Below are 24,268 nucleotides of genomic sequence, written 5' to 3'. Positions count from 1 at the left end.
CCTTACGCTCGTATCGCTTCACTTTCCAACAGCTTACGCAAATACTGCAGTACATCATCCTGCAGGTCATCGCGCTGCAGGGCAAAGTCTATCGTCGCCTTAATAAATCCGAATTTGTCCCCCACATCGTGACGGGTCCCCTCGAAATTTAACGCCACTACCGCCTGCTCCGCGTTCAGACGCTTTATCGCGTCAGTCAGCTGAATCTCGCCTCCAGCCCCAACTTCCTGGTGTTCAAGAATATCCAATATTTCAGGGCTCAAGATATACCGACCCATAATAGCCAGATTGGAAGGCGCCTCTTCCACGGCCGGCTTCTCCACCAAGTCATCTACGTGCACAACATTCGGTTCGATTTCCGCGCCCTTCGGCTTGATGATGCCGTATTTGGACACCGCTTCATACGGTACAGGCTGTACGCCTACAACCGAACAGCGGTAGCGGTTATGGACATCGATCAGCTGCTGCAGACAAGGGCGGTCCGCTTGCACAATATCGTCGCCCAACAGCACCGCAAACGGTTCATCGCCAATAAAGCGGCGCGCGCACCAGATTGCATGGCCAAGGCCGCGAGGCTCTTTTTGCCGAATATAGTGGATATTCGCCATTTCCGAAATCGCTTGGATGTTCGCAAGCTCCTTATGCTTGCCCTTCTGCGCAAGCATCTCCTCCAGCTCGAAGGACTTGTCAAAGTGATCCTCAATGGCCCGCTTCCCTCTGCCGCTGACAATCATGATGTCCTCGATGCCCGATGCTACGGCTTCTTCAATAATGTACTGGATAGTAGGCTTATCCACGATGGGCAGCATTTCCTTCGGTTGAGCTTTCGTTGCCGGCAAGAAGCGTGTACCAAGACCCGCTGCCGGAATGACCGCTTTTCTTACTTTCATCAATGATTCCCCCAATACCTAGTCAATTGCCCCTTCCACAATCAGTTCGTTCCATTCTTCCTCCAAAGCTTCCCACCGGTTCGGGATTGAGAAATCGCCTGTCTGTACGCAGATGCACTCCATCTCTTCTTCTGCACGCAAGGCATAGCCCGCCCCGGCCGCAACTTCAAAGGTGCGCCCTTGTTCGACAACAACCTGTTCGCCATTAAGCGTCAGTATCCCTTTGCCTTTAATAACGGTCCACGCCTCATGCCTGTCCAGATTGCGACGATAGCGCAATAGCTGGCCCTCCTCCAGTGCAATCAGCATCGTCATGGCTCCTTGGCCATCCGGCTGCTTCCGTGAGTCCAGTACGCGAAACCACCCCCAGCGCCGTTCTTCATACATGGGTTCTCTCGTATCTTCAAGATAGTCTTTCAACTTGGGGCTAACCGCCTTATCGGTGACAAGGATGCCGTCCGGGCTTGCAGCGACCACGGCGTTATCAATGCCTAATACCAGAATCGGAATGGTCAGTTCGTTAATGACATGCGTGTTGCTGCAGCCATGCGTTTTGACGTGCTTGCCAATCACCATGCTGCCCATTTCTTCGGTCAATGTGTTCCAAGTACCGAGATCCTTCCAATCTCCGTCATAGGGAAGCACAATCAGACGCTTCTCCCGCTCCAGCACCTCGTAATCAAAGCTGATCTTTCGGAGCGTCGGATATACATCGCGCAGCATGCCGTAGGAAGCAGGCAAGCCTTTCCTCTCCATGGCATCAAGCAAATAACCCAGCCGGAACGCGAATACGCCGCAATTCCACAATGCCCCCATGTCCAGCAGCTTGGTTGCTGTAGCCTCGTCCGGCTTCTCCATGAAATGGCTGACCCGGTAATAGCGGGTCTTCCTTGGTTCATCCCGGTCGGGCACGATATAGCCATATTTCGTCGATGGCACAGTTGGTACAGCTCCCATTAGCCCAATTGCCGCCCCCGATTCGGGAAGCAGTTCCGCGAGGCGCTTCACCTGTTCAAAAAACGAAGCGTCCACATATGGATCAACAGGCAAAACGACGACTATCTCATCCCGATCCGCCTGCAACACAGTATGCAAATATGCGACAGAAAGGGCGATGGCAGGAAACGTATCCCTTCTGGTCGGTTCGGCAATTATAGGGACTTGCTGCCCAATTTGACTCCGAATCATATCGATTTGCGTCGGGGATGTGGCAATAACGGCAGACTCGCTTAAGCCGGCTGCCTTCAGTTGGCTCCATACTCGCTGCACCATCGATTCCAGCCGACCAGCATCATTACGGAGCAGCTTCAGAAATTGCTTGGAGCGCGCATCGTTGGACAAGGGCCAAAGCCGTTTGCCGGAGCCTCCTGACAATAAAATGATCCGCATGAAGTCGTCCTCTCCCCGCTAGTTGGTCAAGTCCTAGACTCTTTTAGCATACACCAACCTCGCAAGATTCGGCAACAATCCCCTAAACCTCAGGCGTCTGCCGAACATTAGTACAAGGCCCATTCCGTATGTCTCTTGACACTTCATCCTGCTCGATATCACAGTCTTCGAGCACTGAATAAAAAAGGCTTCTCATCAGCTATTTTCTGATGAGAAGCCTCTTGACCAAAACCGGGATTCTGAACCAAAGCTTACATCATGCCGCCCATCTTTCATTACATTTTGCAGCGAGTTATGTTCGGTTGTTACCGTTGAAAATTCGCGTTATTTTAATCTGTCCATTAACATATGTTCGTGTTCATTCGTTCTAGGATGTTATTTCTGTGATTTTTGTGTGATTTTTCGTGATGAAAAGATAAAAATCACATTTGTCCTCAATGAAGCAACCACCCTAGCGAAACATTTGTTCTCATGATACAGATCGTTAATTGTAAATCAAGCTGTACAAAAGGATTATGTCATATTCTGGCGAATACTTTGAGCAAGAAGTTCTAGGAGGGTTTACAATGAAGAGAAAGATAGTTATCACTGTTCTTATTAGCATTGCTCTCGCCTTATCGTTTAGTCTTGGAACACTGGCAACATCTAAGTTGACTCTGATCGTGGACGGGAAAAAGGCAGATGCCGAACTGCAGCTTATTAACGGATCGATCTATGTTCCTCTACGGGCAGCAGGTGAAATGCTTGGCGCTGATGTTAAGTGGGACGACGCAACAAAAACAGCCACGATTACAAGCAAAAATGCGATCGCTGGAAACAGTACATATGATGTCGTTTTAGAATTTCCAGCCGATCGATATCCCGAAACAGCAGCTCACATCTTGAAGGCAATCGAAAATGGTGAACCAGCAGTGTGTACGATCGATAGGGACGGAGCTGACGAAAATCGTGACGCCTCACTCGCAGGAATTCCGACTAAAGACGGATTTGACCGTGATGAGTGGCCGATGGCCATGTGTGCTGAGGGAGGTGCCGGAGCGTCCATCATGTATATCGATCCATCTGACAATCGCGGGGCCGGTTCCTGGGTTGGCAATCAGCTCGAAGATTATCCAGACGGAACAAGAGTCTTGTTTGTGATCGATGCAACAGTGGAGTCTGCAGGAGTAGCGGAGCCAACTGTACCGACTGAAACGCAGGGAAGCATCGTTGAGGAAGTCTTTTACGCTAATTGTAGTGAGGCCAGAGAAGCGGGAGCCGCGCCGATTTACGCCGGGGATCCTGGGTATAGCTCGAAGCTTGATCGGGACGGGGATGGGGTCGCGTGCGAGTAATAGGAAAGGAGACTATTTAATCAATGGAGAATTCCGATTACATATTAATAGTGAACACTATTATAATGGGCTTACTAACATTCTTCATGTGGCGCGCAACTAAAATTAATTCTGACATTGTTCGAGAAATGTACAATCAACGTATAGAAGAAAAAGAGAATCAACGAATTATTTTGGTAAAAGAGATTCTTCGGGCATCTCATGGGAATATTGCCTTTTTATATAATTTAAGTAGTTCCGACAAAATAGATATGGAATCATTTAAGTCATATGTAACAATTGATCCCCCGTTCAGTAGTGAGAAATTATCGTCATTATTTGATAATATCCTGCTACAGTCCATTCTAGCTCCATGGGATTCCATGCGGAAGTATTTCGAAGAATTTTGGATGGATTCATTTGGTGAAATCACCGGAACTCTTAATGAAGGACGTGGAACATATAATTCTGCAGAAGAAGCTTCTATGATAGCTAGTAAATTTATTGAACTATCTACAATGCTAGAAATGAAATTCAAAGTCAAAGGTCCTGAACCTAAAAAAATCGAACGACATATAAAACATACCCCGCCAACTTAATGTTAGCGGGGCTTGTACATTATAGATTGAATCCTTTACCATCCGGCTTGGTCGGATTGCTGACGATCCCGGCCAGCACCAACACGTTCAGCCCGCTAATCACAAACCTATTTAAGGCCTCAGACTCGCTCATTGGGATGAAGCCTGCATAAATGCCTACATCGATCACCAAAGCTCCTACAGCCGCCCACAATCCGTAATTCCGCAATCTTTTCTTATTCATTTAACTATCTCCCTTCTCAATAAACACCGTTTTAGAATTACCATCCCACGTCACACGAGCCCCAAACGCTTCTGCAATAAAGCGAACAGGCACATACGTAGCACCGGATGCAATGAACCCGTCAGGAGCAGGTGCTCCATTAAGTACTACATTCGCTTTACCGTCCACCTTCGGATTGGCATCCGCTTCACGCCGCAGGCCATACGTCTCCACGATCCCGGCCACGATCGCCTTCGCACACTTACGGCGGTAAATGTCACTTTTCAGCAAGTCAGCTTCTTCGTAATTTGTCATAAAGCCACACTCAACGAGTATCGACGTCATATTCGATTCGCGTAGCATGTGCAGGTTATCCGCTTTTACACCGCGATTCTTGCGCCCTGTCCCCATAAGAAGGTTCTGCTGGACAGCTTCAGCGAGCTTTATAGCGGCTGCTGGCCGGGTCGAATAGACGAACGTCTCGATGCCTTGCACATCGTTCCAGGTGCTGCCGTAGGCGTTCGCATGTATAGACACGAGTACAGCGGCCTTCCAGGCGTTGGCCTTGTCTGTCCGTTCTTTAAGCGGCACATCTCGGCTGCCTTCATCCGCATGCGTAAAGAGCACCTCCACACCTTCGTACTTCAGTAGTTCGTCCCGAGCATATCGAGCTGTCACGCTGTTGAAGTGAAATTCGCGCATGCTATCGTCCGGCGTGCGCTTGCCTGGCGTATTTGGTCCGTGACCGGCATCAATTACGATCTTCATGTTTTATCTCTCCTTCCCATCCAGTCTATTAAGTCGGTAATGTGCTTGCTTGGCAGATTCCTCTACGCGCGTTACCCTCTCGGCCAGTTGGTCAAAACGTCTACCTTGGTCTTTTTGCTCAAGCCTAAGGTCATCAACACCACGTTTGATATAATCCACATCCGACTTGAGTGCAGCGTCTGTACTAGCTTCCTGAGCAACGTCCTGTTTGATTAATCTTGCACGTCCCAGCCAGCCAAGTAATATTCCGCTAATCACTCCTGCAATACCCATCCACTCCATGACATCACCATCCAAATTAAATCCCCGCTAACAGGGCAGGCTGCACTTCTTTTGATATTCATCTGACTGTTCCATGACATAAAAAAAGCACCCACATAAATGGATGCATTTGCTATAATTGAATTGGTACAACTGAACTTGGGATGGGCAGGCTCCCTCTGGAAAGGAGGGATGCCTATGAATACTTTCCAGACGATCATGTCATTCATTGCGTTCGGAACATTTCTCCTGGCGCTGCTGACATACATCGAAAAAAGAAAGTAGCCCTCCCAGGTTAGCTGCCAAGGTGAGGGCTACTTTCTGTTCAGACACCATCTTAGAGGGATACCCATCCAAGTGTTGTACCGGGGGCGGTTGGCAGACCGCCCTCTTTACATTGTAGACCAATACAGGTGCTTTAATGTATGCATTGATGTATAAACTGAGGTATACCTTTTGAAATAATCATATCACACGCTGCGTGTATGTCGCAATGAAAACAGCTCGTGTTAAAATGTTTTATTTATAAAAAAAATCTCTAATGTGCTCTGCGGTTCAACAGGTCATCAAATAAAACGGGATGCTGCATAATTCAACTACAACAATATTATTTATTTTTATTTATTTGAATCAGCTTAGATTGTCCATCGCGAGTGTTTGCTCTACCTGCTGCCGTACTGTCTCCGGCACCTGCGCAATTGTCCGGCGGCCTGCTCGCACTAAATCAGCGTAAATCTTAGCGATAGCTTCGCTCACTTGTCCCACCTCCGATTAGCGCTTCATAGAGTGCAGCTACGGCCTCTTTGTTGTCGAGGTCAGCTTGCTTCAAGCGATCCACTTCAACCGAAAACGGCCCCCTATAGACAGGAGGAGCTTCCGGTTCCTCCAGATCAGGATACGAAAATAGCAATCTCGGTTCGTCTCCGCTTACATCCACCCGATATCCATTGCACTCCGCAAAGTCCTGTGCATATTGACCGTAATCCATTTGCAGGACTCCCACCGTTTCGGGCACACGCTCGGCCAGTGCGACATATGCCGCAAAATCTTGCTCGATTGTTGTCTCAACGACATTTCCTCGTCTTTCTCCTGTATCTTGGATGACATTTCCGTTGGTCTTGTCGTAATAAATTCGTCTCCCTATCTGCAATATGTCCTACCTCCTAACCAAAACATCTATATTGGACGGGCATCATATAGCCGACCCTACAAGAAAATGAATTGCTGCCAATTGTCCACGAACCGGCCGTGAATACACTACTGTTATATGATCCGGTTGAATTCATTAAAAAGGCGGTTTGTTGTATAACGGAAAAGGGAAACACATCGCCATAAAACTTATTTATTGTTTCCCCACCGCTGCCACCGTAATCCCCCGAAATAAAAATTGTTCTGGGTCTAAATGATAGCCCGGTAACCACGATCTCACCAAATTGATTGGGGGTTGCCGAACCTTCGGCGTAAGGCACACCCGGAATAAGAGAGCCTACAACCCCGCCTATATTAACCCCTTGCCGCACATTGGCAGGCGTCAAATTTGCAAAGGTCGCCCTTACTCTCCCCGCACCATTGTGATACCCTGCGGGTATGGCATACTCACCGTTTTGCGTGGAGATTGTTTGCGTCCCAACGCTTCCCCGATCAGGCATTGAACCGTTTACAGCGGCTCCATTCACTGCCGCCGACCGACCTGTTAGTATCTGCGCAGCCGTTGCGCCGTTGGAAAACTGTGAAAACGTCCCTGCGATACCACCGACTGTTGCGCCGTTCCTTATATTCGCCGCGCTCAAATTGGTGATGTTAGCTGTTACAGTGCCCGTTCCTCCATGATGCCCTTGCGGGATCGTATAGGATTGTCCTTGACTCGTCAACGTTTGGGTCACATTCCCCCGGTTCGGCATCGTACCAGTAAGTCCGTTCGCCGATGCGTTGGAAAATGTCTTGGAAACAAGCACGTCGCCCACCGCGGCATTGCCTGTCGCCTTGATGATCGAAGACAACTTTCCAATCAACGAATCCCATGATTCAGAAGTGGACGCTGAAACTCCTTTGGCAATGAGCACGTCCACAACTTCTTGCTTTCTCTCATTGCCAAGTTGAAAAGCCTCTTGGGCTCGATCATAGGCCACCTTAACTGCTGCTGGTGTTGCAGCCATATCCTGCGCTGTGCTATTCACAGCGTTAGACAATTGCACGATACCGGCCTGTGTTGTGGACGCTGGTGGAATGTGAATATTATCCACGTCCGCGCGGAGCTGGTTAATCTCTTGCCCGATGTTGTTCATATCCTGCGGCAACACGTCTTCATCGAGAGTCCAGTCAGTTTTCGCCATTATGTCGTCACCTCTTTCACCTTAAGCGTCTGCAACATCAAATGATCGGTCGTAATCGGTACATGTACTGGTTTTGAGCTAATCACACGGTCTGCGGTATCTCTCAAATCGATTTCTGTTACGAGCGATACCTCAGCTGCCGGCACTATATAATTCAACACTACTGTCTGATCGTCAACGCGCTTCACCGTGAAATTAGTTATTTCATATGAGCCGTTAACGATAACCTTCGCGATTCGGCTATTAACGTAACTGGCCAGATCCCGCAAGAATTGTGCTTCAATCATTCAACAGGCACCTCCGGTCCCAAGCTGGCGAATGGTTTTTGACCAAGCTTCCATGAACCAAGCTTGTAATTCCAAGTGATCTCCCGCCTCGATATCTTCTCTTCCACGCCGATCTTCTCTTCAATGGACGTGTTTTGCTGATACACCATATTAGCTGGCTTGACTGTCCCGATCGTGCGCTGGACCTCTCGAAAGACGCTGGCCGTCTCGATGTTCGTGGTCACATAGAGCACAAAATTTTGCACATCCACACTCACAATCGTCATACCGGGGCCAACCAGCCTGTCGAGCTGCTGCTGCAGGTACCGGACCGTGAACGGCGGCTTCGTTTGGTAGCGGTTCAGGATGCGGCGTTTGCGGAACTCTAACGGCTCAGTGTTCGCGTCTGCCTGAATGCCCAGCATCTGCTCGCGTCGACGGATCGCCTGCAGGTTAGACGTCATGACGAATTGATCGTTAAACAGCTGGTTCACCGCACCCTGCAGCAGATCCAGTTCAATCGTCTCGGTATGGTCCAATTCCTTGAAATCCTCAATCACTCGGTAGTAGTCAGGCAAGTGCTGCATAATGCGCTCAGCCATGGATAACCACCGACCCCATCATTGGAATTTCATCCTCGCCGAGCGTCAAATTCGCAGCGTCACCATTAATTTCAGTGCCCTCTACGTCTTCAACCCCTGGAACCGTCAGGATGCGCGCGTCGATCTGCGCAGTCCGGACAATGAGTTGCTGCTGTTGCGCCCAGTTCTGGCGCAGCTCCAACAGGTAGGCAGCGATGACTTCCTCGACATCGGCTTGTACTTGTCCGGGCGTCATATCGCTAGCTAGCGACAGCGTCGTCTCGATACTGATAGTATGCTCGGTGACGCCGGCGATGGTCACCTCATGTCCGATTGGAGCTTGCCCAAGCCCCTTACCCTGCGGAGTCGGATCAATGATCTCTTGCACCTCGTCGAGCAGTTGTGGGCTAGGTACGGACCAATCTGCTGCAATGATTGTACATTTGGCGGTCCCGCCCCCCTGCCACGTCGGAAATACCTTTGTCGCTCCCACACCGTCGATAGCGTTTACTATCTGCTTATATTGTGCTACGTTGCCGCCAAATGGCGGGTTGTTAACTTCCTCATAGTAGCGCTGACGAAGGACCTCATCCGCCTCCTCATCCTCTCCTGGTACCAATACTTCGGTCAGTTCAGCTCGCACCAGGCCCGTCACGTAATCTACTGGCAACATCACACCGAAATACTGGTTACCGATGACGCCAGGCTGCTCGCATTCAAGCACATATTGCCCAAACATCTCCCGAGAGAGGACTGTATACGCCACTCCCGCGATCGAAAAACGGTTACCGATCGGTACATCAATGGGTGCAGAGTTTTGACCGACGAATATCCCGCGCCGCAGCGCTCTTGTAGCCGGTCGCCGGTTGACACCAACTTGGGCAGTCAGCCGGGTAAGATAATCGCCGCTTGCCGTGTCGACAAACGACAAATCCATAATCAGGTTTAATTCCATGTACATCTGCGCCAGTTCGAATGCGGCTGGCGCTAGCGCATCGTAAATGATGCTGCCTTCCCGCTTATCGATATCGTTCGGCACCCGAGATAGCATACGCTGAAGGATATGCTCAAACGTCATATGCTCGTACATCATCCCACCTCCTGGGATACGCCGAACCGGCCAAAAATTGAAACGACCGTGAATTCCGCCAGTACGGCTTCACGGTCGATCGTCGTTCGAAAATTTTCGATTGCAGCAATCCTCTCGTCCTGTAGCAGCGCTTCAGAGATAGCTTGTTCCAGTCCAGTTCCCCCGCCGATCTCGATCACAGCGCCATAAGAGGTGCTGTAGATCTCGCGAACATAGCGGGTCGTGAGCAAAATCTTATATACTGCCTGACGAATAGCCTCGACCCCATCCGTTATTCCCACGATCCGACCGCGCTGCAGATCCATCCGATACGTCCGACTTGGCTGCTGCTCTTCTTCCGCTTCCCGCACAAAACCTTGTGGCAGCATCAACTCACCACCCTGTCCAGAACGACATAAGATTGTCCGCCCTGCATGCGGAGCAGCAATACCTTGTCTCCAACAGCGAGCCCGCGCCGTATCACCACAGGGGCGTTCAAAGCAGTCTCCGTTGTTCCGCCGCCGGAATATTCATGAACGTGCTGCAGGGAGATCTCCAACCGAGTAATTGATTCCGGCACGACCAAAAATCTTTGCGAAAGCGTGGTTTTCTGGTCAATCTGTACGGCAAGTGGATTTGCATCTGTCACTGTTCCAAAAAGGACATTCACCGGGTTCCCGGCGTTCACAGCGCCTACACTTGCCTTTTTGATTGTGTTGAGTAGGCTCATATTCCGCGCACCTCCAATTGCATTGTGTGTACATGACCATCAAACTTGTGTGTACACTCGTCCACAAGTACGTTTTGATTGAAGCCGAATTCTTCGATCATCACATTCAAATAGCAGCCAGCTCGTACACGAATATCACCTAACGCATCCAGCCTGAGCTTTCGCTCCTCCTGATTTTTAAGCAACAACAGGTTGCGCATCGCCTGTTCAATCTGCGCTTGATTCATGTTTCTATCCGCGACCTGATACAACTGGAGCAATCCCCACTTGGCGATGTTCGCACTATCACGTTCGATGTACACATCACGCCGCCCGGTGTTCTCGTTATCCTGTACAACCTTTACTTGGTTGTAGGTGTCGTTGTCTATGCTGGATTTGAGGCTGTAACCAAGCAGTAGGCTACTATCCCCCACGGACAGGTTCACGATCATTTGCTGCGTATTACGTAATGTGAGTTGACCGTAGTCGTCATACAACACAAAAAGGCCGTAATCGGCCATCATGGTTTTGTCTAATGCAGTAGTGATAATATCCATAAGTCGCTTGTCGGACTCAACCAGGTCCATCTTATATCGCGTATCAGCCAGTTCACCAATCGTGAGCTGGAAATCACCCGCGAACTTCCGGATGATCTCCGTTGCTGTAGCCCCCTCGAATACACCACTGTCGTTCGCCATCAAATAGCGAAGTTGATCGTACGCTGTAATTTTGACCGTTTTGTCGTGGTGTGAGTCAACGCTGAAGATATATCCGTAAAACATCTTGTGCTGCCCATGTCGAACGCTCAGAATATCTCCGTTATTGTAGTTGAAATTTTTTTCCTGAAACACGGCGTTTTTGATCAGCGTGATTTCACACGAACCAGCGCGCCCAATCCGGCTAGTCTTCCAACTTAATCCGGAACAGATTTCTGCGACATTCCACACGTTCCCATCACGGTTGTCGATTATGATTTCGAGCATAAAAAAAGCCCCCTTTTCGGTAGGACTTAGAACCTTACTTGTCGAATTATGGAATTACGAGACTTACTATTCTTTTTAGGAGAGGAAGTGTAATATGACTAAATCGCCTTCAAATTGGAATTCGTTAGATTCTATAAAAGTTAACATCGATAATCGAAATTATCACTTGGCTGATCGACAATATGAGATTATCATGGAATCAATTAGAGAATTTGAATCTGAACTCGATGATGACCTTGAAGTTGCCGTACAATTAGCAGCATTTGGACAATCAGTTGTGATGCATGTAACAGCGTTGGGTTACAGCAATCCAAGCCTGATCCATTTTTATGGATATGTTAACGGAGTACAAAGCGAACTAATCCAGCATATCAACCAGCTCAGTTTTTTACTCACTTCTGTGCCAAAGAAGGATCCTAACAAACCGGCTCGTCGCATTGGGTACATCCAAGAAGATAATTAACCCCAAGGTTTGTCAGGGATTCTTTTGTCTCTCAACATTTTAACGAGTTGATCGGTATCAGCATCGACATCACAGAATTGAACTGTTGGATTCAACGTGATAATTGGCTGGATCGTTTTTTTGAATTCGGCCAGTTCTTCACGTATGATTTCTCGGATTTGTTGTTCTTCCATTTCATTCACCTCTCATTCTTAAAACAAGAACATTTGTTTCGTTTTTATTATACACAAAGCGAGGCATTGAGAGTACATTTTTTTCTTAATCCTGCGGCAGCCGGATGACCATGCCTACTGTCAAATTCTTAGCTTGCGCGGCGGTGATCCCGTTAAGCTCCATGATCTCACGATAGCGCCCGGTATCTCCGAGCCATCTTTTTGCCAATATCACCAGATTCTCTCCTGGCTGCAGCTCAACCGAATCCGGTCGCACGCGTTCGTCCAGACGAGGTTTCGCCCCGAGTACGATCTTCTGGTTCCCATTCGCGTCCGTCACGATTGTGGCCTTCCGCGCAGCATAAAACTCGTAACGCCGCAAGGTGATGCTGTATTCGATGTCGTCGCTGCCGGCTCTCGGCCCCCAATTGAAAGATTCGATGGAGACGGGGAAGGTGATAAAAAAAGTGTCACGCTCATGTCCATATTTACTCCCCTCATATGTGAATCTCTTTGGTTCTTTCCGACTCATCCAGTACTGAATCTGTTCTACGGCTTCTTTAGCGCCGTTATATTGTTGAATTCTTCTCGCCTCTTTATATGACTCCCCAGGAAAAAAGCTTGAAAATGATACGGATGTAAGCTCCCGCCCCTGGTATACATTGGCTTGATTAAAACCGAGAGCCCGGGCTTCTTCGCTATGACCTACATTTCCGACCATATCGAATGTACGAATCTTACCTTTTTCTCCGAAGTCAATTTTGTCCGGCAGCACAGGTATCCGTAGATTTTCAGCTTTGTTATTGAAACTTAAAAGTATTGAATGGTTTTCACTCATTGCAATTCCACCCCATAAAAAAACGCCCCTGATTCAGGGACGCCTTCATTAAGATTATTTTATATCTTCTGGAATTACGTCGGCATGTTCAAGGTCTTTTATTTGAAAAAACCAAGTGCCGTTAAATCTTTTCATCCTAATACCTTTATCTTCGTGATCAAAATTTGTTTCGTCAGAGTAACTTTCGGGAAGTTGCAATCGAATCAGTTCATATGGATCGAGTATACTATCCGTTGCGAGAATGAGAGTTCCCCTCGGAGCATCAAAATCACTGGGATAGAAAATTCCGTGAATCCTTGATAGCATCGTTGAAGATATCCATCCTTCACTCAATAAAGGAGGGATTTCGTATCCCATAATTAATGCTCGTTCATAAGCCGGATCATCCTCGTCCCTGTAACCGAAATAAGTACCGCCCGTTGGCTGATCTGCGGGCTCAAATTTCGCACCCGGCGTGCCGCTTACAGGTGGAGATGGGGACGTTTGGTTTGGTTGTGATCCGCTGCCGGTGTTGATCTCTACCCGATGCAGCTCCGCATTCCACGTATAATCCACGCCAGTCAGATCCCCCAGCTTGGCCAACGGGACGTAAGTGCTGCCTTCTAGGTTGAGAATCGGTCTCTCAGCATCTTTATATTCCACGCCGTTGACAATGATCGGATACGGCGCATCTGTCAGAACATATTGCTTCACAGCCGCATATCCTGCGGTCGCGCCTGTGACCAGCAGAGCACCGATCACTGCTCCCGTAATCAAATCTCGCAATCGTTTCAAGTGACCACCTCCAACTTTTCAATTAGTATACCAAATAGAGGGAAAGTGGTCACTCGAAAAACTGCTCAGCTGAGGATGCAAACTCTGCTTCCAAAGCATCTTCAATCTGCCGGATGATTTCCTCAGCAGACACCGAATTCATGATGTCTCCTGTGGTCATCTGCACAGTAGGAGTAAGGGTGACAAAATTTTGAATGTTACGCATTTCGGCCAGATCACGCAACACCTTCAGGTCCTCGTTCGAAATATCCACGGTATCTTGGATCTTGCCGACTTCACCTACTTTGTTAATTTCCTTGAGCGGCTCATCTGGAACATCCCAGGCCCCGGTCGGCATGCCGTCGGCACCATAGAGTTCAGGCATCGCGAACATCTCTTCCCGTTCTTTTTCTTCCCGCTCACGCTTCGCGGCCCGATTGTCGAGCATGTCCAGTACTTTCTGCTCACGCTCTGCTGCCTTCTCCGCAGCACGAGAAAATGCGTCGTCTTTCTTGATTTCCGCATATTCCTTCATGCCGGCTGCGATATTTTCAAAGCTGAATTCAGCGGCGATTTCGTAAGATGATCCTGTTACTTTGTTGATAATGGAGAGAACGCTATTAATTCCCGAAATGATGCCGTTTATTACTGTGTCATAGATTTTACCGACAGACTTTGCCCACCATTCAAACGGCACCATCAGCCACTCTACCAACTGCCAGAAGTAACCGGGAATCCGGTCGAAAAAATTGAGAATACTGTTCCACGCTCTCATCAAACCTGCTGCAAAGTTATCGTTAGTTTTCCATAGACGTACCAACCAGGTGATCAATCCCACTACGGCAGAAATGACAAATATAATAACATTTGCCTTCATGGCCGCATTGAGCGTTCGCCAAGCTGTCGCCAAACCGAAGGTTGCCACGGTCTTCGCAAAAATAGCTACTTTAGCGATCGCCATTTTTGCCGCCAAGATGCCTTGCCATGTAGCAAGTGCTGCCGTCACGATCACTTGTCGCTGGCTGGCAATAAACCAAGCAGTCGTAGCCGCCACGATCCCCCAAATGATCGGAGCGATCCATGACCAGTTCTCGATAAAGAAAGTCGCGGTGCTCATGGCCAGCGTCATGACGGTTTGCATACCGGTGATCAAGTTCCCGAATGCATTCAAAAAGATAGCCTCAATTACAGGCATGTTCGCTGTAACAAAGTCTGCGAATTGCATGATGAGCGGCATGACGCCGTAACCGATTTTCTCCTGCACCGATCCCCAGGCATTAGCCAACGCATTGACCGCACCCTCCGGCGTGTTCCGCATCGCCTCAGACAAACCATCCAAGTTTTCTTCTATCATCTCGATGACCAGTGCCGCTCGTTCAGCTTCGGTGCCTGTCTTTAACAGCTGCTGCTGAGCTTCATCAAAAATTGCGTCAATCCGGAAACCGTTACGAGACAGCGCATTAATATCACCCATCATAACCTTACCCATGAGATTAGACGTCTGCATGAGTTGATCTTGTGAAAAACCGACGCCGTATGTTTCTGTGGCCAGGTCGTACATGGCCTTTGTCATATTTTTAATATTATCCGGGTCATACACGTACTGCGCCAACTGGCTCTGACCAAAGATGCCTACACTGGCTGCTACACCTGTCGCCGCCTCCAACTCCTTGGCATAATTTTTTACATGGTCAATCCCATCCTGCGTCATACCACTGATCTGACTCATGATCGACTGCAGGCGCTGTTCGGCTCGAATCTGTTCGTTGGCAGCGCTATGGGATTCTTTTAGGAACCCTGTGATCGCTCGGAAGCCAACGTAAGCACCGACAAACCCGGCGACGGTTTTAAGCAGAGAGTTAGCATTTTTGTCGCCTTTCTCCAGCTCGTCATTAAACCTTTGCTGCTCCCGGACGTTATCTCTGACAGCCCGCTCGGTCTTTTCGACGTGTGCATTAAGCCGCTGGTAAGCATTGTTCACACCGGAAAGGTCACCGGCTTGCATGGCGGCGTTCATATCATCCTGGGCGCGCTTTGCGTCAAGCAACTCGTTTCTGATTTTTTCAATGGAGTCATTGATCCGATCAAATGCCTGCGGAGGAGCATCAACTGAAAGATTCTGTTTCGCATCCTCGGCCTGCTGCAGAGCGCCGCGAAGACCCATCACACGCTGTTCCAGTGCATTGATGTCTCGAATTGCCTGGGGTGGCAGAAACGACATATCTGTAGACGCCACTTGCTGCTGGGCCTGATTTAATGCATTCAGTGCAGCCTTCGCCGCATCAATCTCTTGCGTCATGCGGTCCATGCCCGTGGTCTGGAAAACTTCCATTGACAACGCGCTTTGCCATGTTGGCGGCTGTGGCTGCGCGGCAATGGTATCATTAAGCGTTTGCTGGGCTTGCACCGCCTCATTGATCGGGGCAGCCAGCATTTTCAGCTCAGCCTCGGCGTCCGCAATTTTCTCCTTCGCAGCATCAAAAGCAGCGCCCAACTTGTTGTCTGCTCCTACTGCTTGCTGCAAATGCTGCATCGATCCAATCATGATGTTCATCGCCTGCGTGATGTTTTGCAATGGCCTCGTCATGGCGTCAAATATTTGCAGCGTGCTCGATACGGTGGCCATCTTGTTCCCCCTTTCCTGTACGAGGAATCACAGCAATGATTGCCCTCGCTATTTCTTGCGCCGGGTTCGGCGCTTCTCCTCCTCAATGCGCACCTTGATCATGGCGTAGATCGCAGCTTTCTCCGGCCGGCTCATGCGGGCCAGGTCATGCGGCAATATGTGTAATTCGTGGAGGGCGTAGTAAGCATAGTTCGCCTCGCTATCGCCCTCCTCGATCAGTTTTTTACCTCGTCAACCATCTCGTTCATATCCTTCTCAAAGCCATTCAAACGTTGAACGTGCTGCACCAAATCGGCGTATTCGCCTGGCAACAGCATAGCTCTGAGCAGTTCCTCGGCGCCGCGAACGTTGTACGAATCTTGCAAGCCGGCATCCTTCAAATCAGGGAATACTACGCTAGCCACGGCCATTTTTGCGACATACAGGTTAAAGTCCGTGTCGCTAACCGCTACCCCGTTTCTACCCTTTTCTCGCTTCGTAGCGGCTTTTCGGCATGCTTCATTCTCTCGTTCAGTGATGCTGCGCAGCACCCATTCAAGGGGGACGCCATCGTGGTCAGTAAACCGATTTGATATAACGACTCTTTCTTCCGAGCTACCGGCTGCATTATCTGCATAAAAGAAACTAAGATTGCTCATGGTTCCATTCTCCTTCGATCATTTTATTAATTGATAGGATTAAACCTTTGCGGAATATCAACATCCTCGAAGGTAAAGCTTACTTCTTCCTCAAGTGCATCACTTTCCGTGTCCAAGGATGCCATAATCACACTGTCTAAATTGCAATCCTTGAGGATAACCGTCTGTCTGCCGATCTGTGATGTAGGATCTTCGTTGGTAACAGCAATATCAAAATAAGTGTCCGTACCATCCTTGATATATACCAACATCAGATCGCGGAATACCGAAGTGACGTAGTAAATCGTCATGCTTCCGGAGCCGCTCCATCCTGTCGCCTTGTGCTGGGTCCCACGTTTTCCGAGAGTGCGCACTTCCGCTTTTTCCTTCTCGACCGTCGCTTCAAGCGATTTGACATAAAACAACTCTTCCCGTCGGCCATTGATGACGGCATATGCTCGTCCTTCTTGGCCCGAGATTGTATCCTTTGCGCGCAAAAACGTCATGTTACCTCACCCTCACTTTCATGTAGACCTTCTCGACGCTGTCCACTGGCTGGATAGCCGCTTCAACATATACGCTGTCAATCTCCTGACCGGCCAGAACCACGATATCCTCCGAATTAAAGTTTTGGATCGCCTCGATCTCTTCCAGATTGCGCATGTAGGTCACGATCTCATTCCACAACAGCGCCCGGCCGTCAGCGTTGTTCGATACCTGGCCTATATAAAATTGCTCGAAGATTCGCTTGATATCGTTACCGATTGCATCCAGTACGCGCAGCACGCGATTCTTGGAGAACATCCGGCCCTTGGACGGGCTGAACGTGGTCAGCGTATTGATGTCCTGTTCAATCACCACACGCCCATTTGTGGCTGTGAGGATCAATTCCCCGTTCCGTAGCGCCGCGATCGTCTCCGCCGACGTCAGTTTCGGATAAACATCCGTGGCGCCCGGAATAGCGGAATATGTTAGCGACTCGTTCACGTTCGCTGACGCGCACATGGCCGCGATCCGGAAAATCGCATGCTCCGGAGGAATCAGCTCGCCGTTCGCATCATAATAGCTGTTGCGAAGACTCGTCACGCCCTCATAATCGGCTGCAGGATAATCGTGAAGGACCAAGCGGACCTTCTTGCCTTCTTCCTCCCTCAGTCGTCGCACATATGCGACAGCGAGCTGCTTGGTTGGAGTGTCGTCCACCGGCAAGCCCAGCACATTGTATTCTTCGGCTTCAAACGCGGCGAACGCAGCAGAATACTCGCCGCCCGACGGTGTCCCTTCGGTGCCCCCCGAAAATTTCGCTCCGGCCGTTTCTTCAAATTCACCCGAGCCAGAGAAATCCACAAACTTATTGTTTTGCAGGTCTTCGATCTGCTCTACTGTCTGCACATCCACTTCCTCGCTCTCAAGATACGTCCGGACCTCATACTGTCCTTCTTCGTCCAAAGATTCCTGGACGGAGAACATGAGATCGTTACCGCGCGGGCCGCCCCATTTTGCGGTACCGGTTAAGTTGCCCACGGTTGCGCTCGCTTTTGCCGCTCCGTTCGCGCCGAGTCGATAAAGGAGGACTCTTACGGCATGCTCCATAGCCACGGAGATGTGCCGGATACGCGGATCCTCAGGATGAAAACCGATTTTTTCGAGTGCATCATCCAGGTACGTCGCCGCATCCAATACGATCAGCCCGGGATTACCCCATGGAAGCGGGGTCGGAAATGCCGCGATTCCGATCTCGCCCATAGTACCCAGGGCGCCACCATCGGACGCGAAATTAATATAGACGCCCGGCCGGACCTTATTTTGCGTTGTCCAAGTTCCACCAGCCATGTCACGTCACCTTCCTTTTTTTGAAGTCGTGTACCGCCTTCTCCGCCTGCTGTACGGTGTACCGCTTTCCTTCCTCCAACACCACGGCAAGAATATCTTTGTCCGCTGGAAGCGTTTTGCGAGACTGGAGAAACTGTTCCTTCGTAAACCCGGCTTTTGCCGGCGTTGGTGGTACGGGCTTAGATTCTTGCTTTTCTTTGTCCTCGCTCACTTCAATCTCTCCTTCTGTTCCAGTTCTTCCATCAGTGGCTCGTCTGGCGCCGACCGCATGACATGGAAGTCGTAGTCCACAAAAAAATGAAGCACGCGGTCCACGATTTCGTGTCGCATGCTTCGTCCTCTGGTTAGATTGCCATTAATAATGATGTACTCCATCACGTCATAGAGTTGCTCGGCCATGGCGTGCATCGCTTCATTCCGATCATCCATCGCGAAATAGTGAATGTCGAACGAGTGATAACGAATGTACCTCCGGCCCACTTCTCGATCCTGCTGGCCGGGGAAGAGTTTGACGAAGAAGCACGGTGGTTTCAGCCCTTGCTTGATTTCTTCGCCGTATCGTGCCACTTCCGGAAACTTCTGCTGCAGGCGGGCGAAGACGCCCTGCCGCACGTCATTGTACGTGACCATCCCTTCACCCTCTCAGCAATTTTTCGAGCAGTTTTTTTTGTCGGCGCGCGAGATATGTGGGGAGTTCTCGTTCTATTTCTTTCATTCCGATCGACATCATAAATCGTCCCTCAACCCAACCGCCCTTGGGACCAACCTGCATTCCTCCAGGCTCCCCGGGAGGTGGCTTGTAGTTCGGGATATACCGAAAAACATTTCCTTCCCATTTCCCCGGCACCCAGTGAGCGCGGAAGCCGTATTCGACAAACGAAGCGTATTCGAGATTGTTAAAAATCTCGACAATATAGCTATCTCCTTGACGTTCCACCTTCCCGATCTGCCACATACTGCGAAGTTGCCCGCTTGCGTTAGACTGCGTTAGCTTCTTGATTTTCCGAAGTGCCCGCATGCCGATCTCCATAACGAAATCACGGATGAACTGATCAATCACATCGCCTTTAGACATTTTCTCGAAACGCTTGGCCAAATTCTCAAAATCACGGAAGTTAAACTTCCCCCAATTAGCCACGTCACAACCACCGCCTGACCAACCACTTCTCCCATAGGCGTTCCCACCATCGAGAGTTTCGACCATCCGGCTCGATGTATCCGTCGACATCAACCGCAACAATATGGGCGTGATGGAATGCATGCACACTCATTTGCGATGGTACATGCCACGTCCAGATACGTTCTTTCCCCGGATCACGGTACCAGTCTAAAAAATCCTGAACACCGTCGGCCATCTCATAGGGCAACGGCTGTTCGAATACATCGCCCGAAATCATGTGGATGGTGATCATGATTCTGTCGGACAAAGGGCCGCGATGTTCCTGTGTATCCTGCATCACGCCCATCCCTCAGCCTTCAAATTGATTTCCTGATGGCTACTGTATGGCGGAAATGGCTCACCTGCCGTATATGTTTCCACCCGGCCGGTGGCCGCCCGCGTCACAGCGATTTCGTCCCCTTGCTTTATCTCCAACTCCGGCGCAATAAACAGCTTGGCATCATAGCGGATATCATTTTGCGCCTCCGTCTGGCCATTACGGGCCAGACTGGTCTGCGACAGTTTGCAGGGCTCATTTTCGTAAATCGTAACGGATATCAGTTTTGTCTCCACAGATGATTCGTCGGGCTTCTGCCGGCTGATGGTAGCGCGGTCCTCATACATGCGCTCGATCTGCCGGCGGTGACGGCGGTAATTGATCATCGGCTACGCCCCCATTTCATCCGTCGATAGTCGTGCAGGTCAGCGCGGTAGTCAAAGACCACCTGATCGATGACCGCCTTGGCCGTGTTGGTCAGTTCTCGCCCGGATCCGCCGCCGCCGGAAACAGACGTGTCGCCCACCTTCACACTGCCGCTCCCTCCGATCGTGTCGGCAATCTCGTCGACATTGGGCAGATCCACACGCACAGCATCGACGACCATGCTCGCCCAGACGTACAGCAGGTCATCCGGCAGTTCGCGGATATTGCAATAACGCTTGATTCGGCGTTCAATCTCGTCGATGTACGTTTCTACGAGATTTTTACGCTCATCAGGCAATTCGAGACGCAACTTCACGATCCTCCAGACATCATCGGTGGTAATCGGCATCGATCGTCACCCCTCTGCTTGAACAGAGGCAGCAGCGACCGCCTCGGCCAATTGATCCATCTTCATTTTTCCGTACCCCTCTATGCGCAGTTCTTTCGCCCGCGCCCGAAGCTCGTTAAATGAAACTTCTTCAACAGCGTCTCCCTGTTCCGTTGTATCCTCTACCCCCTCGGATGAAGGTTGCGTTCCATGGAATTCCGGTGCGAAAAAATCTGGCTGCTGAACGTCCTCGCTTTTCCCTTCTGCTCGGACCTGTCGTTCAGCTTCCAATCTTGCTGCCTCCTCGGCCGCTTTTCGTTCCACTTCTTCCTTGCGCAGCCGTTCCGCTTCCTCCTCGGCCACGCGCGCGGCTTCTTCAGCCGCTAACCTTTCTGCGGCCAACCTCTTTTCCTCAGCAAGACGGGCAACAGCTCGCGCCCGTCGCATACGATTGAAAGTCGTCAGTCCCATTGTTAACCCCCACTTTCGAGCGCAACAATCCTTGCTGCCAGCTCAGCGATCACGGCCTGAACGTTAGAGCCCGTCACGCCCGTGATCGCTGCCGTTGTAATCGTATCGGCCGTATGCGTATGGTTGCCGGCCGCGGCCGTGTCGGCTGTCGTTCCGATGGCCAAGCTAGATGTTCCTGCGCCGATCGCGGCGCGAGCAGCTGCTTGATCGGCTCCGGCCGCGATTACTGCCGGCTTACCTTGCACATCAGCCCATGTAACCGTTGTTTGGCCGCCGTTGCCGCCACCTTCTTGTTGTTCCAAATACTCGATCACGCCGAGAATTTTGCCGACAGGCGTCGTGCGATGCTTGACTTCTTCCAAATTCGGCATCGATCATCCCTCCTCAAAAATGAAGGTAGGAGCCGTATAGGCCCCTACGCAATTCTGTGCTTGAATTCAACGATCCGGATGTTCTTGTTCTCGTAAACACGCTCCCAGTTGTCGGGATTCTCCAGCTCCGCATTCGTTGGCGATACACCCGTAACTTCTTCTTCATTCCACTTAACACCGCGCGGGTGGAGAATGAAATGTTGTCGATTGATCAGAATGTCATCGCCTTGCAACGAATCCCGATCCGTCTCTGTCGGCACAGGAGCCGCACCATTACCAAAACCAATCGCGCCTTGGCCGAAAAGATACGACGTATACACCCCGTTATTGTCAACTGGATGACCGTCGTCAACAACAACGCGTTTGCCCAAGTAATACGGAATTTCCACGCCACTTACAGGGTCTTTCTGCCACTCGATCAACTGGTCTTTGAGCAGTTTGCTAAAGACCGCCGAATGCATTGAAAAGGCAGTCAGCTTATTTGCGGCATCCCCGAGTTTTTGCTGCGCATCTACAATCGTTACCGCGCTGATCACGCCGGCAGAACCAGAGTTTCCGCTGATGTCGTGCAGATTTCCTTCCATTGAAGGGGACGCAAAGACGCCCTTCAATGTACTGAACAGCATTCTCTGACGGTCTCGGTTCCACCATGCGGCTACCAGATCAGCGATCGCCCGCATTGGATCGTCACCGGACAATGCTTTCGCCAGATCGTTCGCTCCCCATGCTTTACCACGGGTGTGCAGGCGCGCCATGTCTTTCTTCGCCTTGATCGAGTTGACTTCCAGCGGATCCGTATCGGAGAGGATCTCCGACTCCCCTTCAAGATCGCTCCAGAACGGCATATTCAAGATCGTGCCGCCCGTGGCCGCGAGCTCGTCCAGCTGCGGATCCGGGACGATGATGCCGGCTTGCACAAGCGCCGACAGTTCAGCAGTTCTTTCAATCAAATACGGGTTAAACACCTCCGGGACGATTACATCCGCGATGCGTGTTGCTGCAAAAGTTTGTAGATCCAGAGTGAGTCTAAATTTCCCCATGCATTTTCATCTCCTTGTTTGTCATTTAACGCCTGCAGCTGTTTTGAGCTGCTTAGCCAGTTCCGGCTTTTCCCGCAGTAAGCGTCCTTGTTCGGTGAGATTGAACGTTTCCTGCTTCCATGGATTGACGATGCCGCTACCGTTGCCCTTGTCTCCACCTTCAGCGGGTTTGAGCCCTCTGAATTGGATAGGTATGTCTCCTGACGTGCCCTCGGTTTCTTCCGGAATAAAATAAAAACCCTTGCTTTCCCGCAAGGACTTTTCTTGGTCTTCGTATCCGGATTTGATGTTGCCGTTTTCGTCGATCACGACCTTTTCTTTGTCAAACAGCTTGACGACATCGTCGATGGCATTTACATGCACTTTGCCGGCAAGCTTCAATTTGAGGGCGGTAGTCTTCTGCAGATCGGTCAACTCGGCTTCATATTTCTCCTTGGCGGCTTTGTTCTCTCCCTGCAGCGACTCGATCTGCTTCTTGAGCTCCTCATTACTGCCGGCGTCTTTCTTGAGTTGCTCAAGTTGCTTATCGCGCTCATCCAGGTCTTCCTCGGCCTTTTTCTTGGCAGTATTAATCTCGTCGAAACGCGCCTTCGGGATGAAGCCCTTCAACTCCTCGGCAGATGCAGCAGCGGCTTTATCGGCCAACTCTTCGGATAAACCCAACGCTATAAACTCTTCCTTTGTCATCTAACATCTTTCCTTTCATCTTCACTTTTTTCCCGGTCGTGTCCGGTGATGTCTTGTGTTTTGCGCCCACAATACCAAACGGCGAAGGCCCCGGCAGTCTCAACCGGAGCCTATTACTCATCAACGTATAAAGCGTATCCTTCCGCCTCCAGACCTTCCCGAGTGCATACCCTCAGCGACCCGTCGACCTCCTTGACGATGTATTCGCCCAGCCGCGCTATCAGAACACTGTACGCTCCGCGGATGACGCGCACCTGTACGCCGTCGCTGGTATATTCGACGCTGATTGGTAACCCGGCAAAGTCGATGATCGCCTGATGATTCTCCGGCGTGTTGGTAAATTCGATAGCCTCGACAAATACGTCTTTTTTATAAAGTTTCGCAGTCATGTCCGCCGCCTCCAAATGTCAGATAAAATCATCCGGTTGCCCTCCGGAGTTTTCATAACGCCAACATGATTAAGCCAGTGGTACAGTCCAATTCTCGCATTTCGTGCAGCGCAATAGATCCGCATGAACGGATAAGCCCACCAGCGACATAAGCGGACTTCATCCCGAGGCAAATCAACCTCCCAAATAACCCGGCCTTTCAACACCGATGGCACGCGTTCACGGAATTCTTGGCGTGATAGATTCATCCAGTCACCTCCAATCTCACTGTGGCAATCTCTAATCCTTTCCGCACCCGCGTCTTTGAAAATCAAGCTCGACGGACTGCCTGTCCCCGAAGGTTAGAGCAGCATCGTAAGAGGTAAGCTGACGCCGTGGGTTGAATCTGAAGTCGGTGCCGTAAAGCCATTTGCCGGTTTTCTTGTTCCTGATCGCGTACACGTCTCCACCTCCACAGCGATCGAGTAGGAGGGGG

General features: G+C 50.3%; 37 protein-coding genes and 2 pseudogenes. 6 read left to right on the top strand and 33 right to left on the bottom strand.

Annotation, left to right across the window (positions count from 1 at the left end; genetic code table 11):
* Positions 1 to 2: 2 nt before the first annotated feature.
* The gene (gene galU / locus XYCOK13_RS17815) at positions 3 to 890 is read right to left on the bottom strand and encodes a UTP--glucose-1-phosphate uridylyltransferase GalU (protein WP_280520916.1); all 888 of its coding nucleotides are present in this window, start codon (positions 888 to 890) and stop codon (positions 3 to 5) included.
* A gap of 18 nt (positions 891 to 908) precedes the next feature.
* Positions 909 to 2,279 (bottom strand): sugar phosphate nucleotidyltransferase, encoded by a 1,371-nt coding sequence (locus XYCOK13_RS17810; RefSeq protein WP_213413596.1) that lies wholly within the window; start codon positions 2,277 to 2,279, stop codon positions 909 to 911.
* A gap of 515 nt (positions 2,280 to 2,794) precedes the next feature.
* Between XYCOK13_RS17810 and XYCOK13_RS22380 the strand changes: the two are divergent.
* From XYCOK13_RS22380 to XYCOK13_RS17800, 4 genes and pseudogenes are all read left to right on the top strand, one after another.
* Positions 2,795 to 3,073: pseudogene (locus tag XYCOK13_RS22380) on the top strand (stalk domain-containing protein); the annotation flags it as partial.
* A 33-nt stretch (positions 3,074 to 3,106) separates the two neighbouring features.
* Positions 3,107 to 3,421: pseudogene (locus XYCOK13_RS22030) on the top strand (excalibur calcium-binding domain-containing protein); the annotation flags it as partial.
* Positions 3,416 to 3,613, top strand: coding sequence for an excalibur calcium-binding domain-containing protein (locus XYCOK13_RS22025; protein ID WP_244865241.1), 198 nt, complete (start codon positions 3,416 to 3,418; stop codon positions 3,611 to 3,613). The pseudogene XYCOK13_RS22030 and the gene XYCOK13_RS22025, both read left to right, overlap by 6 nt.
* Positions 3,614 to 3,636: 23 nt before the next feature.
* Positions 3,637 to 4,191: a hypothetical protein gene (locus tag XYCOK13_RS17800; RefSeq protein ID WP_213413594.1), complete on the top strand. Its 555-nt coding sequence runs from the start codon at positions 3,637 to 3,639 to the stop codon at positions 4,189 to 4,191.
* 19 nt (positions 4,192 to 4,210) lie between these two features.
* Here XYCOK13_RS17800 and XYCOK13_RS17795 read toward each other — a convergent pair whose 3' ends face one another.
* Genes XYCOK13_RS17795 through XYCOK13_RS17785 form a run of 3 tightly spaced genes read right to left on the bottom strand, consistent with a single transcriptional unit; the run spans position 4,211 to position 5,443 of the window.
* Complete coding sequence (locus XYCOK13_RS17795; RefSeq protein ID WP_213413593.1) at positions 4,211 to 4,414, bottom strand: holin; 204 nt, start codon at positions 4,412 to 4,414, stop codon at positions 4,211 to 4,213.
* On the bottom strand, positions 4,415 to 5,161 hold the full coding sequence (locus XYCOK13_RS17790; RefSeq protein WP_213413592.1) for an N-acetylmuramoyl-L-alanine amidase: 747 nt from the start codon (positions 5,159 to 5,161) through the stop codon (positions 4,415 to 4,417).
* A 3-nt stretch (positions 5,162 to 5,164) separates the two neighbouring features.
* Positions 5,165 to 5,443, bottom strand: coding sequence for a hypothetical protein (locus tag XYCOK13_RS17785; RefSeq protein WP_213413591.1), 279 nt, complete (start codon positions 5,441 to 5,443; stop codon positions 5,165 to 5,167).
* A 99-nt stretch (positions 5,444 to 5,542) separates the two neighbouring features.
* On the opposite strand from XYCOK13_RS17785, the gene XYCOK13_RS22255 reads away from it, so the two are divergent.
* Entirely contained in the window at positions 5,543 to 5,707 is a 165-nt protein-coding gene (locus tag XYCOK13_RS22255) for a putative holin-like toxin (protein ID WP_308443035.1), read from the top strand.
* Positions 5,708 to 6,052: 345 nt separating this feature from the next.
* Here XYCOK13_RS22255 and XYCOK13_RS17780 read toward each other — a convergent pair whose 3' ends face one another.
* Genes XYCOK13_RS17780 through XYCOK13_RS17740 form a run of 9 tightly spaced genes read right to left on the bottom strand, consistent with a single transcriptional unit; the run spans position 6,053 to position 11,363 of the window.
* A complete protein-coding gene (locus XYCOK13_RS17780) occupies positions 6,053 to 6,178 on the bottom strand; it encodes a CD1375 family protein (protein ID WP_213413590.1) in 126 nt (41 codons plus the stop codon).
* The gene (locus tag XYCOK13_RS17775; protein WP_244865238.1) at positions 6,159 to 6,572 is read right to left on the bottom strand and encodes a hypothetical protein; all 414 of its coding nucleotides are present in this window, start codon (positions 6,570 to 6,572) and stop codon (positions 6,159 to 6,161) included. Before XYCOK13_RS17775 ends, XYCOK13_RS17780 begins: the two co-directional genes overlap by 20 nt.
* Before the next feature lie 13 nt (positions 6,573 to 6,585).
* A complete protein-coding gene (locus XYCOK13_RS17770; protein ID WP_213413589.1) occupies positions 6,586 to 7,755 on the bottom strand; it encodes a tail fiber protein in 1,170 nt (389 codons plus the stop codon).
* Positions 7,755 to 8,042, bottom strand: a complete 288-nt coding sequence (locus XYCOK13_RS17765) for a ketopantoate hydroxymethyltransferase (protein WP_213413588.1) — start codon at positions 8,040 to 8,042, stop codon at positions 7,755 to 7,757. Before XYCOK13_RS17765 ends, XYCOK13_RS17770 begins: the two co-directional genes overlap by 1 nt.
* Entirely contained in the window at positions 8,039 to 8,623 is a 585-nt protein-coding gene (locus tag XYCOK13_RS17760; RefSeq protein WP_213413587.1) for a putative phage tail protein, read from the bottom strand. Before XYCOK13_RS17760 ends, XYCOK13_RS17765 begins: the two co-directional genes overlap by 4 nt.
* Complete coding sequence (locus XYCOK13_RS17755) at positions 8,616 to 9,692, bottom strand: baseplate J/gp47 family protein (RefSeq protein WP_213413586.1); 1,077 nt, start codon at positions 9,690 to 9,692, stop codon at positions 8,616 to 8,618. Before XYCOK13_RS17755 ends, XYCOK13_RS17760 begins: the two co-directional genes overlap by 8 nt.
* The gene (locus XYCOK13_RS17750; protein ID WP_213413585.1) at positions 9,692 to 10,060 is read right to left on the bottom strand and encodes a DUF2634 domain-containing protein; all 369 of its coding nucleotides are present in this window, start codon (positions 10,058 to 10,060) and stop codon (positions 9,692 to 9,694) included. Before XYCOK13_RS17750 ends, XYCOK13_RS17755 begins: the two co-directional genes overlap by 1 nt.
* On the bottom strand, positions 10,060 to 10,401 hold the full coding sequence (locus XYCOK13_RS17745) for a DUF2577 domain-containing protein (protein WP_213413584.1): 342 nt from the start codon (positions 10,399 to 10,401) through the stop codon (positions 10,060 to 10,062). Before XYCOK13_RS17745 ends, XYCOK13_RS17750 begins: the two co-directional genes overlap by 1 nt.
* Positions 10,398 to 11,363: an XkdQ/YqbQ family protein gene (locus XYCOK13_RS17740; protein WP_213413583.1), complete on the bottom strand. Its 966-nt coding sequence runs from the start codon at positions 11,361 to 11,363 to the stop codon at positions 10,398 to 10,400. The genes XYCOK13_RS17745 and XYCOK13_RS17740 overlap by 4 nt, the downstream gene beginning before the upstream one ends.
* Positions 11,364 to 11,457: 94 nt before the next feature.
* Here XYCOK13_RS17740 and XYCOK13_RS17735 point away from each other — a divergent pair, with 94 nt between their 5' ends.
* On the top strand, positions 11,458 to 11,826 hold the full coding sequence (locus XYCOK13_RS17735) for a DUF6173 family protein (RefSeq protein WP_213413582.1): 369 nt from the start codon (positions 11,458 to 11,460) through the stop codon (positions 11,824 to 11,826).
* On the opposite strand, the gene XYCOK13_RS17730 is transcribed toward XYCOK13_RS17735, so the two are convergent.
* The 19 genes from XYCOK13_RS17730 to XYCOK13_RS17640 form a co-directional block, all read right to left on the bottom strand.
* A complete protein-coding gene (locus XYCOK13_RS17730) occupies positions 11,823 to 11,999 on the bottom strand; it encodes a hypothetical protein (RefSeq protein ID WP_213413581.1) in 177 nt (58 codons plus the stop codon). The two genes, XYCOK13_RS17735 and XYCOK13_RS17730, sit on opposite strands and share 4 nt — an antisense overlap.
* A gap of 85 nt (positions 12,000 to 12,084) precedes the next feature.
* Positions 12,085 to 12,816: a LysM peptidoglycan-binding domain-containing protein gene (locus tag XYCOK13_RS17725; RefSeq protein WP_213413580.1), complete on the bottom strand. Its 732-nt coding sequence runs from the start codon at positions 12,814 to 12,816 to the stop codon at positions 12,085 to 12,087.
* A 54-nt stretch (positions 12,817 to 12,870) separates the two neighbouring features.
* Entirely contained in the window at positions 12,871 to 13,590 is a 720-nt protein-coding gene (locus XYCOK13_RS17720; RefSeq protein ID WP_213413579.1) for a hypothetical protein, read from the bottom strand.
* Positions 13,591 to 13,639: 49 nt separating this feature from the next.
* Positions 13,640 to 16,195: a phage tail family protein gene (locus XYCOK13_RS17715; RefSeq protein ID WP_213413578.1), complete on the bottom strand. Its 2,556-nt coding sequence runs from the start codon at positions 16,193 to 16,195 to the stop codon at positions 13,640 to 13,642.
* A gap of 215 nt (positions 16,196 to 16,410) precedes the next feature.
* On the bottom strand, positions 16,411 to 16,833 hold the full coding sequence (locus XYCOK13_RS17710; RefSeq protein WP_213413577.1) for a phage tail assembly chaperone: 423 nt from the start codon (positions 16,831 to 16,833) through the stop codon (positions 16,411 to 16,413).
* Between the two features lie 26 nt (positions 16,834 to 16,859).
* Entirely contained in the window at positions 16,860 to 17,318 is a 459-nt protein-coding gene (locus XYCOK13_RS17705; RefSeq protein WP_213413576.1) for a phage tail tube protein, read from the bottom strand.
* Position 17,319: 1 nt separating this feature from the next.
* Positions 17,320 to 18,645, bottom strand: coding sequence for a phage tail sheath family protein (locus tag XYCOK13_RS17700; RefSeq protein ID WP_213413575.1), 1,326 nt, complete (start codon positions 18,643 to 18,645; stop codon positions 17,320 to 17,322).
* Between the two features lies 1 nt (position 18,646).
* Positions 18,647 to 18,856, bottom strand: a complete 210-nt coding sequence (locus XYCOK13_RS17695) for a hypothetical protein (RefSeq protein WP_213413574.1) — start codon at positions 18,854 to 18,856, stop codon at positions 18,647 to 18,649.
* A complete protein-coding gene (locus XYCOK13_RS17690; protein WP_213413573.1) occupies positions 18,853 to 19,275 on the bottom strand; it encodes a phage tail terminator family protein in 423 nt (140 codons plus the stop codon). The genes XYCOK13_RS17695 and XYCOK13_RS17690 overlap by 4 nt, the downstream gene beginning before the upstream one ends.
* Before the next feature lie 4 nt (positions 19,276 to 19,279).
* Complete coding sequence (locus XYCOK13_RS17685; RefSeq protein WP_244865237.1) at positions 19,280 to 19,783, bottom strand: HK97 gp10 family phage protein; 504 nt, start codon at positions 19,781 to 19,783, stop codon at positions 19,280 to 19,282.
* A gap of 1 nt (position 19,784) precedes the next feature.
* Positions 19,785 to 20,102 carry a hypothetical protein gene (locus XYCOK13_RS17680; RefSeq protein WP_213413571.1) on the bottom strand — a complete coding sequence of 106 codons (318 nt, stop codon included), beginning with the start codon at positions 20,100 to 20,102 and terminating at the stop codon, positions 19,785 to 19,787.
* Positions 20,102 to 20,467, bottom strand: a complete 366-nt coding sequence (locus tag XYCOK13_RS17675; protein WP_213413570.1) for an ABC transporter ATP-binding protein — start codon at positions 20,465 to 20,467, stop codon at positions 20,102 to 20,104. The genes XYCOK13_RS17680 and XYCOK13_RS17675 overlap by 1 nt, the downstream gene beginning before the upstream one ends.
* Positions 20,464 to 20,856: a DNA-packaging protein gene (locus XYCOK13_RS17670; RefSeq protein ID WP_244865236.1), complete on the bottom strand. Its 393-nt coding sequence runs from the start codon at positions 20,854 to 20,856 to the stop codon at positions 20,464 to 20,466. The genes XYCOK13_RS17675 and XYCOK13_RS17670 overlap by 4 nt, the downstream gene beginning before the upstream one ends.
* Before the next feature lie 6 nt (positions 20,857 to 20,862).
* A complete protein-coding gene (locus XYCOK13_RS17665; protein ID WP_213413569.1) occupies positions 20,863 to 21,306 on the bottom strand; it encodes a hypothetical protein in 444 nt (147 codons plus the stop codon).
* A 2-nt stretch (positions 21,307 to 21,308) separates the two neighbouring features.
* On the bottom strand, positions 21,309 to 21,677 hold the full coding sequence (locus XYCOK13_RS17660; protein ID WP_213413568.1) for a hypothetical protein: 369 nt from the start codon (positions 21,675 to 21,677) through the stop codon (positions 21,309 to 21,311).
* A 44-nt stretch (positions 21,678 to 21,721) separates the two neighbouring features.
* Positions 21,722 to 22,717 carry a major capsid protein gene (locus XYCOK13_RS17655; protein ID WP_213413567.1) on the bottom strand — a complete coding sequence of 332 codons (996 nt, stop codon included), beginning with the start codon at positions 22,715 to 22,717 and terminating at the stop codon, positions 21,722 to 21,724.
* A gap of 21 nt (positions 22,718 to 22,738) precedes the next feature.
* On the bottom strand, positions 22,739 to 23,404 hold the full coding sequence (locus XYCOK13_RS17650; RefSeq protein ID WP_213413566.1) for a phage scaffolding protein: 666 nt from the start codon (positions 23,402 to 23,404) through the stop codon (positions 22,739 to 22,741).
* A 113-nt stretch (positions 23,405 to 23,517) separates the two neighbouring features.
* Positions 23,518 to 23,793 (bottom strand): hypothetical protein, encoded by a 276-nt coding sequence (locus tag XYCOK13_RS17645; protein WP_213413565.1) that lies wholly within the window; start codon positions 23,791 to 23,793, stop codon positions 23,518 to 23,520.
* A gap of 279 nt (positions 23,794 to 24,072) precedes the next feature.
* Positions 24,073 to 24,268: hypothetical protein (locus XYCOK13_RS17640; protein WP_213413564.1), on the bottom strand; the 196-nt coding region annotated here is incomplete at its 5' end.

The organism is Xylanibacillus composti, assembly GCF_018403685.1.
Lineage (GTDB): Bacteria > Bacillota > Bacilli > Paenibacillales > K13 > Xylanibacillus > Xylanibacillus composti.
The sequence above is the reverse complement of the archived record's forward strand: the minus strand, read 5'-3'. Positions and strand labels throughout refer to the sequence as shown.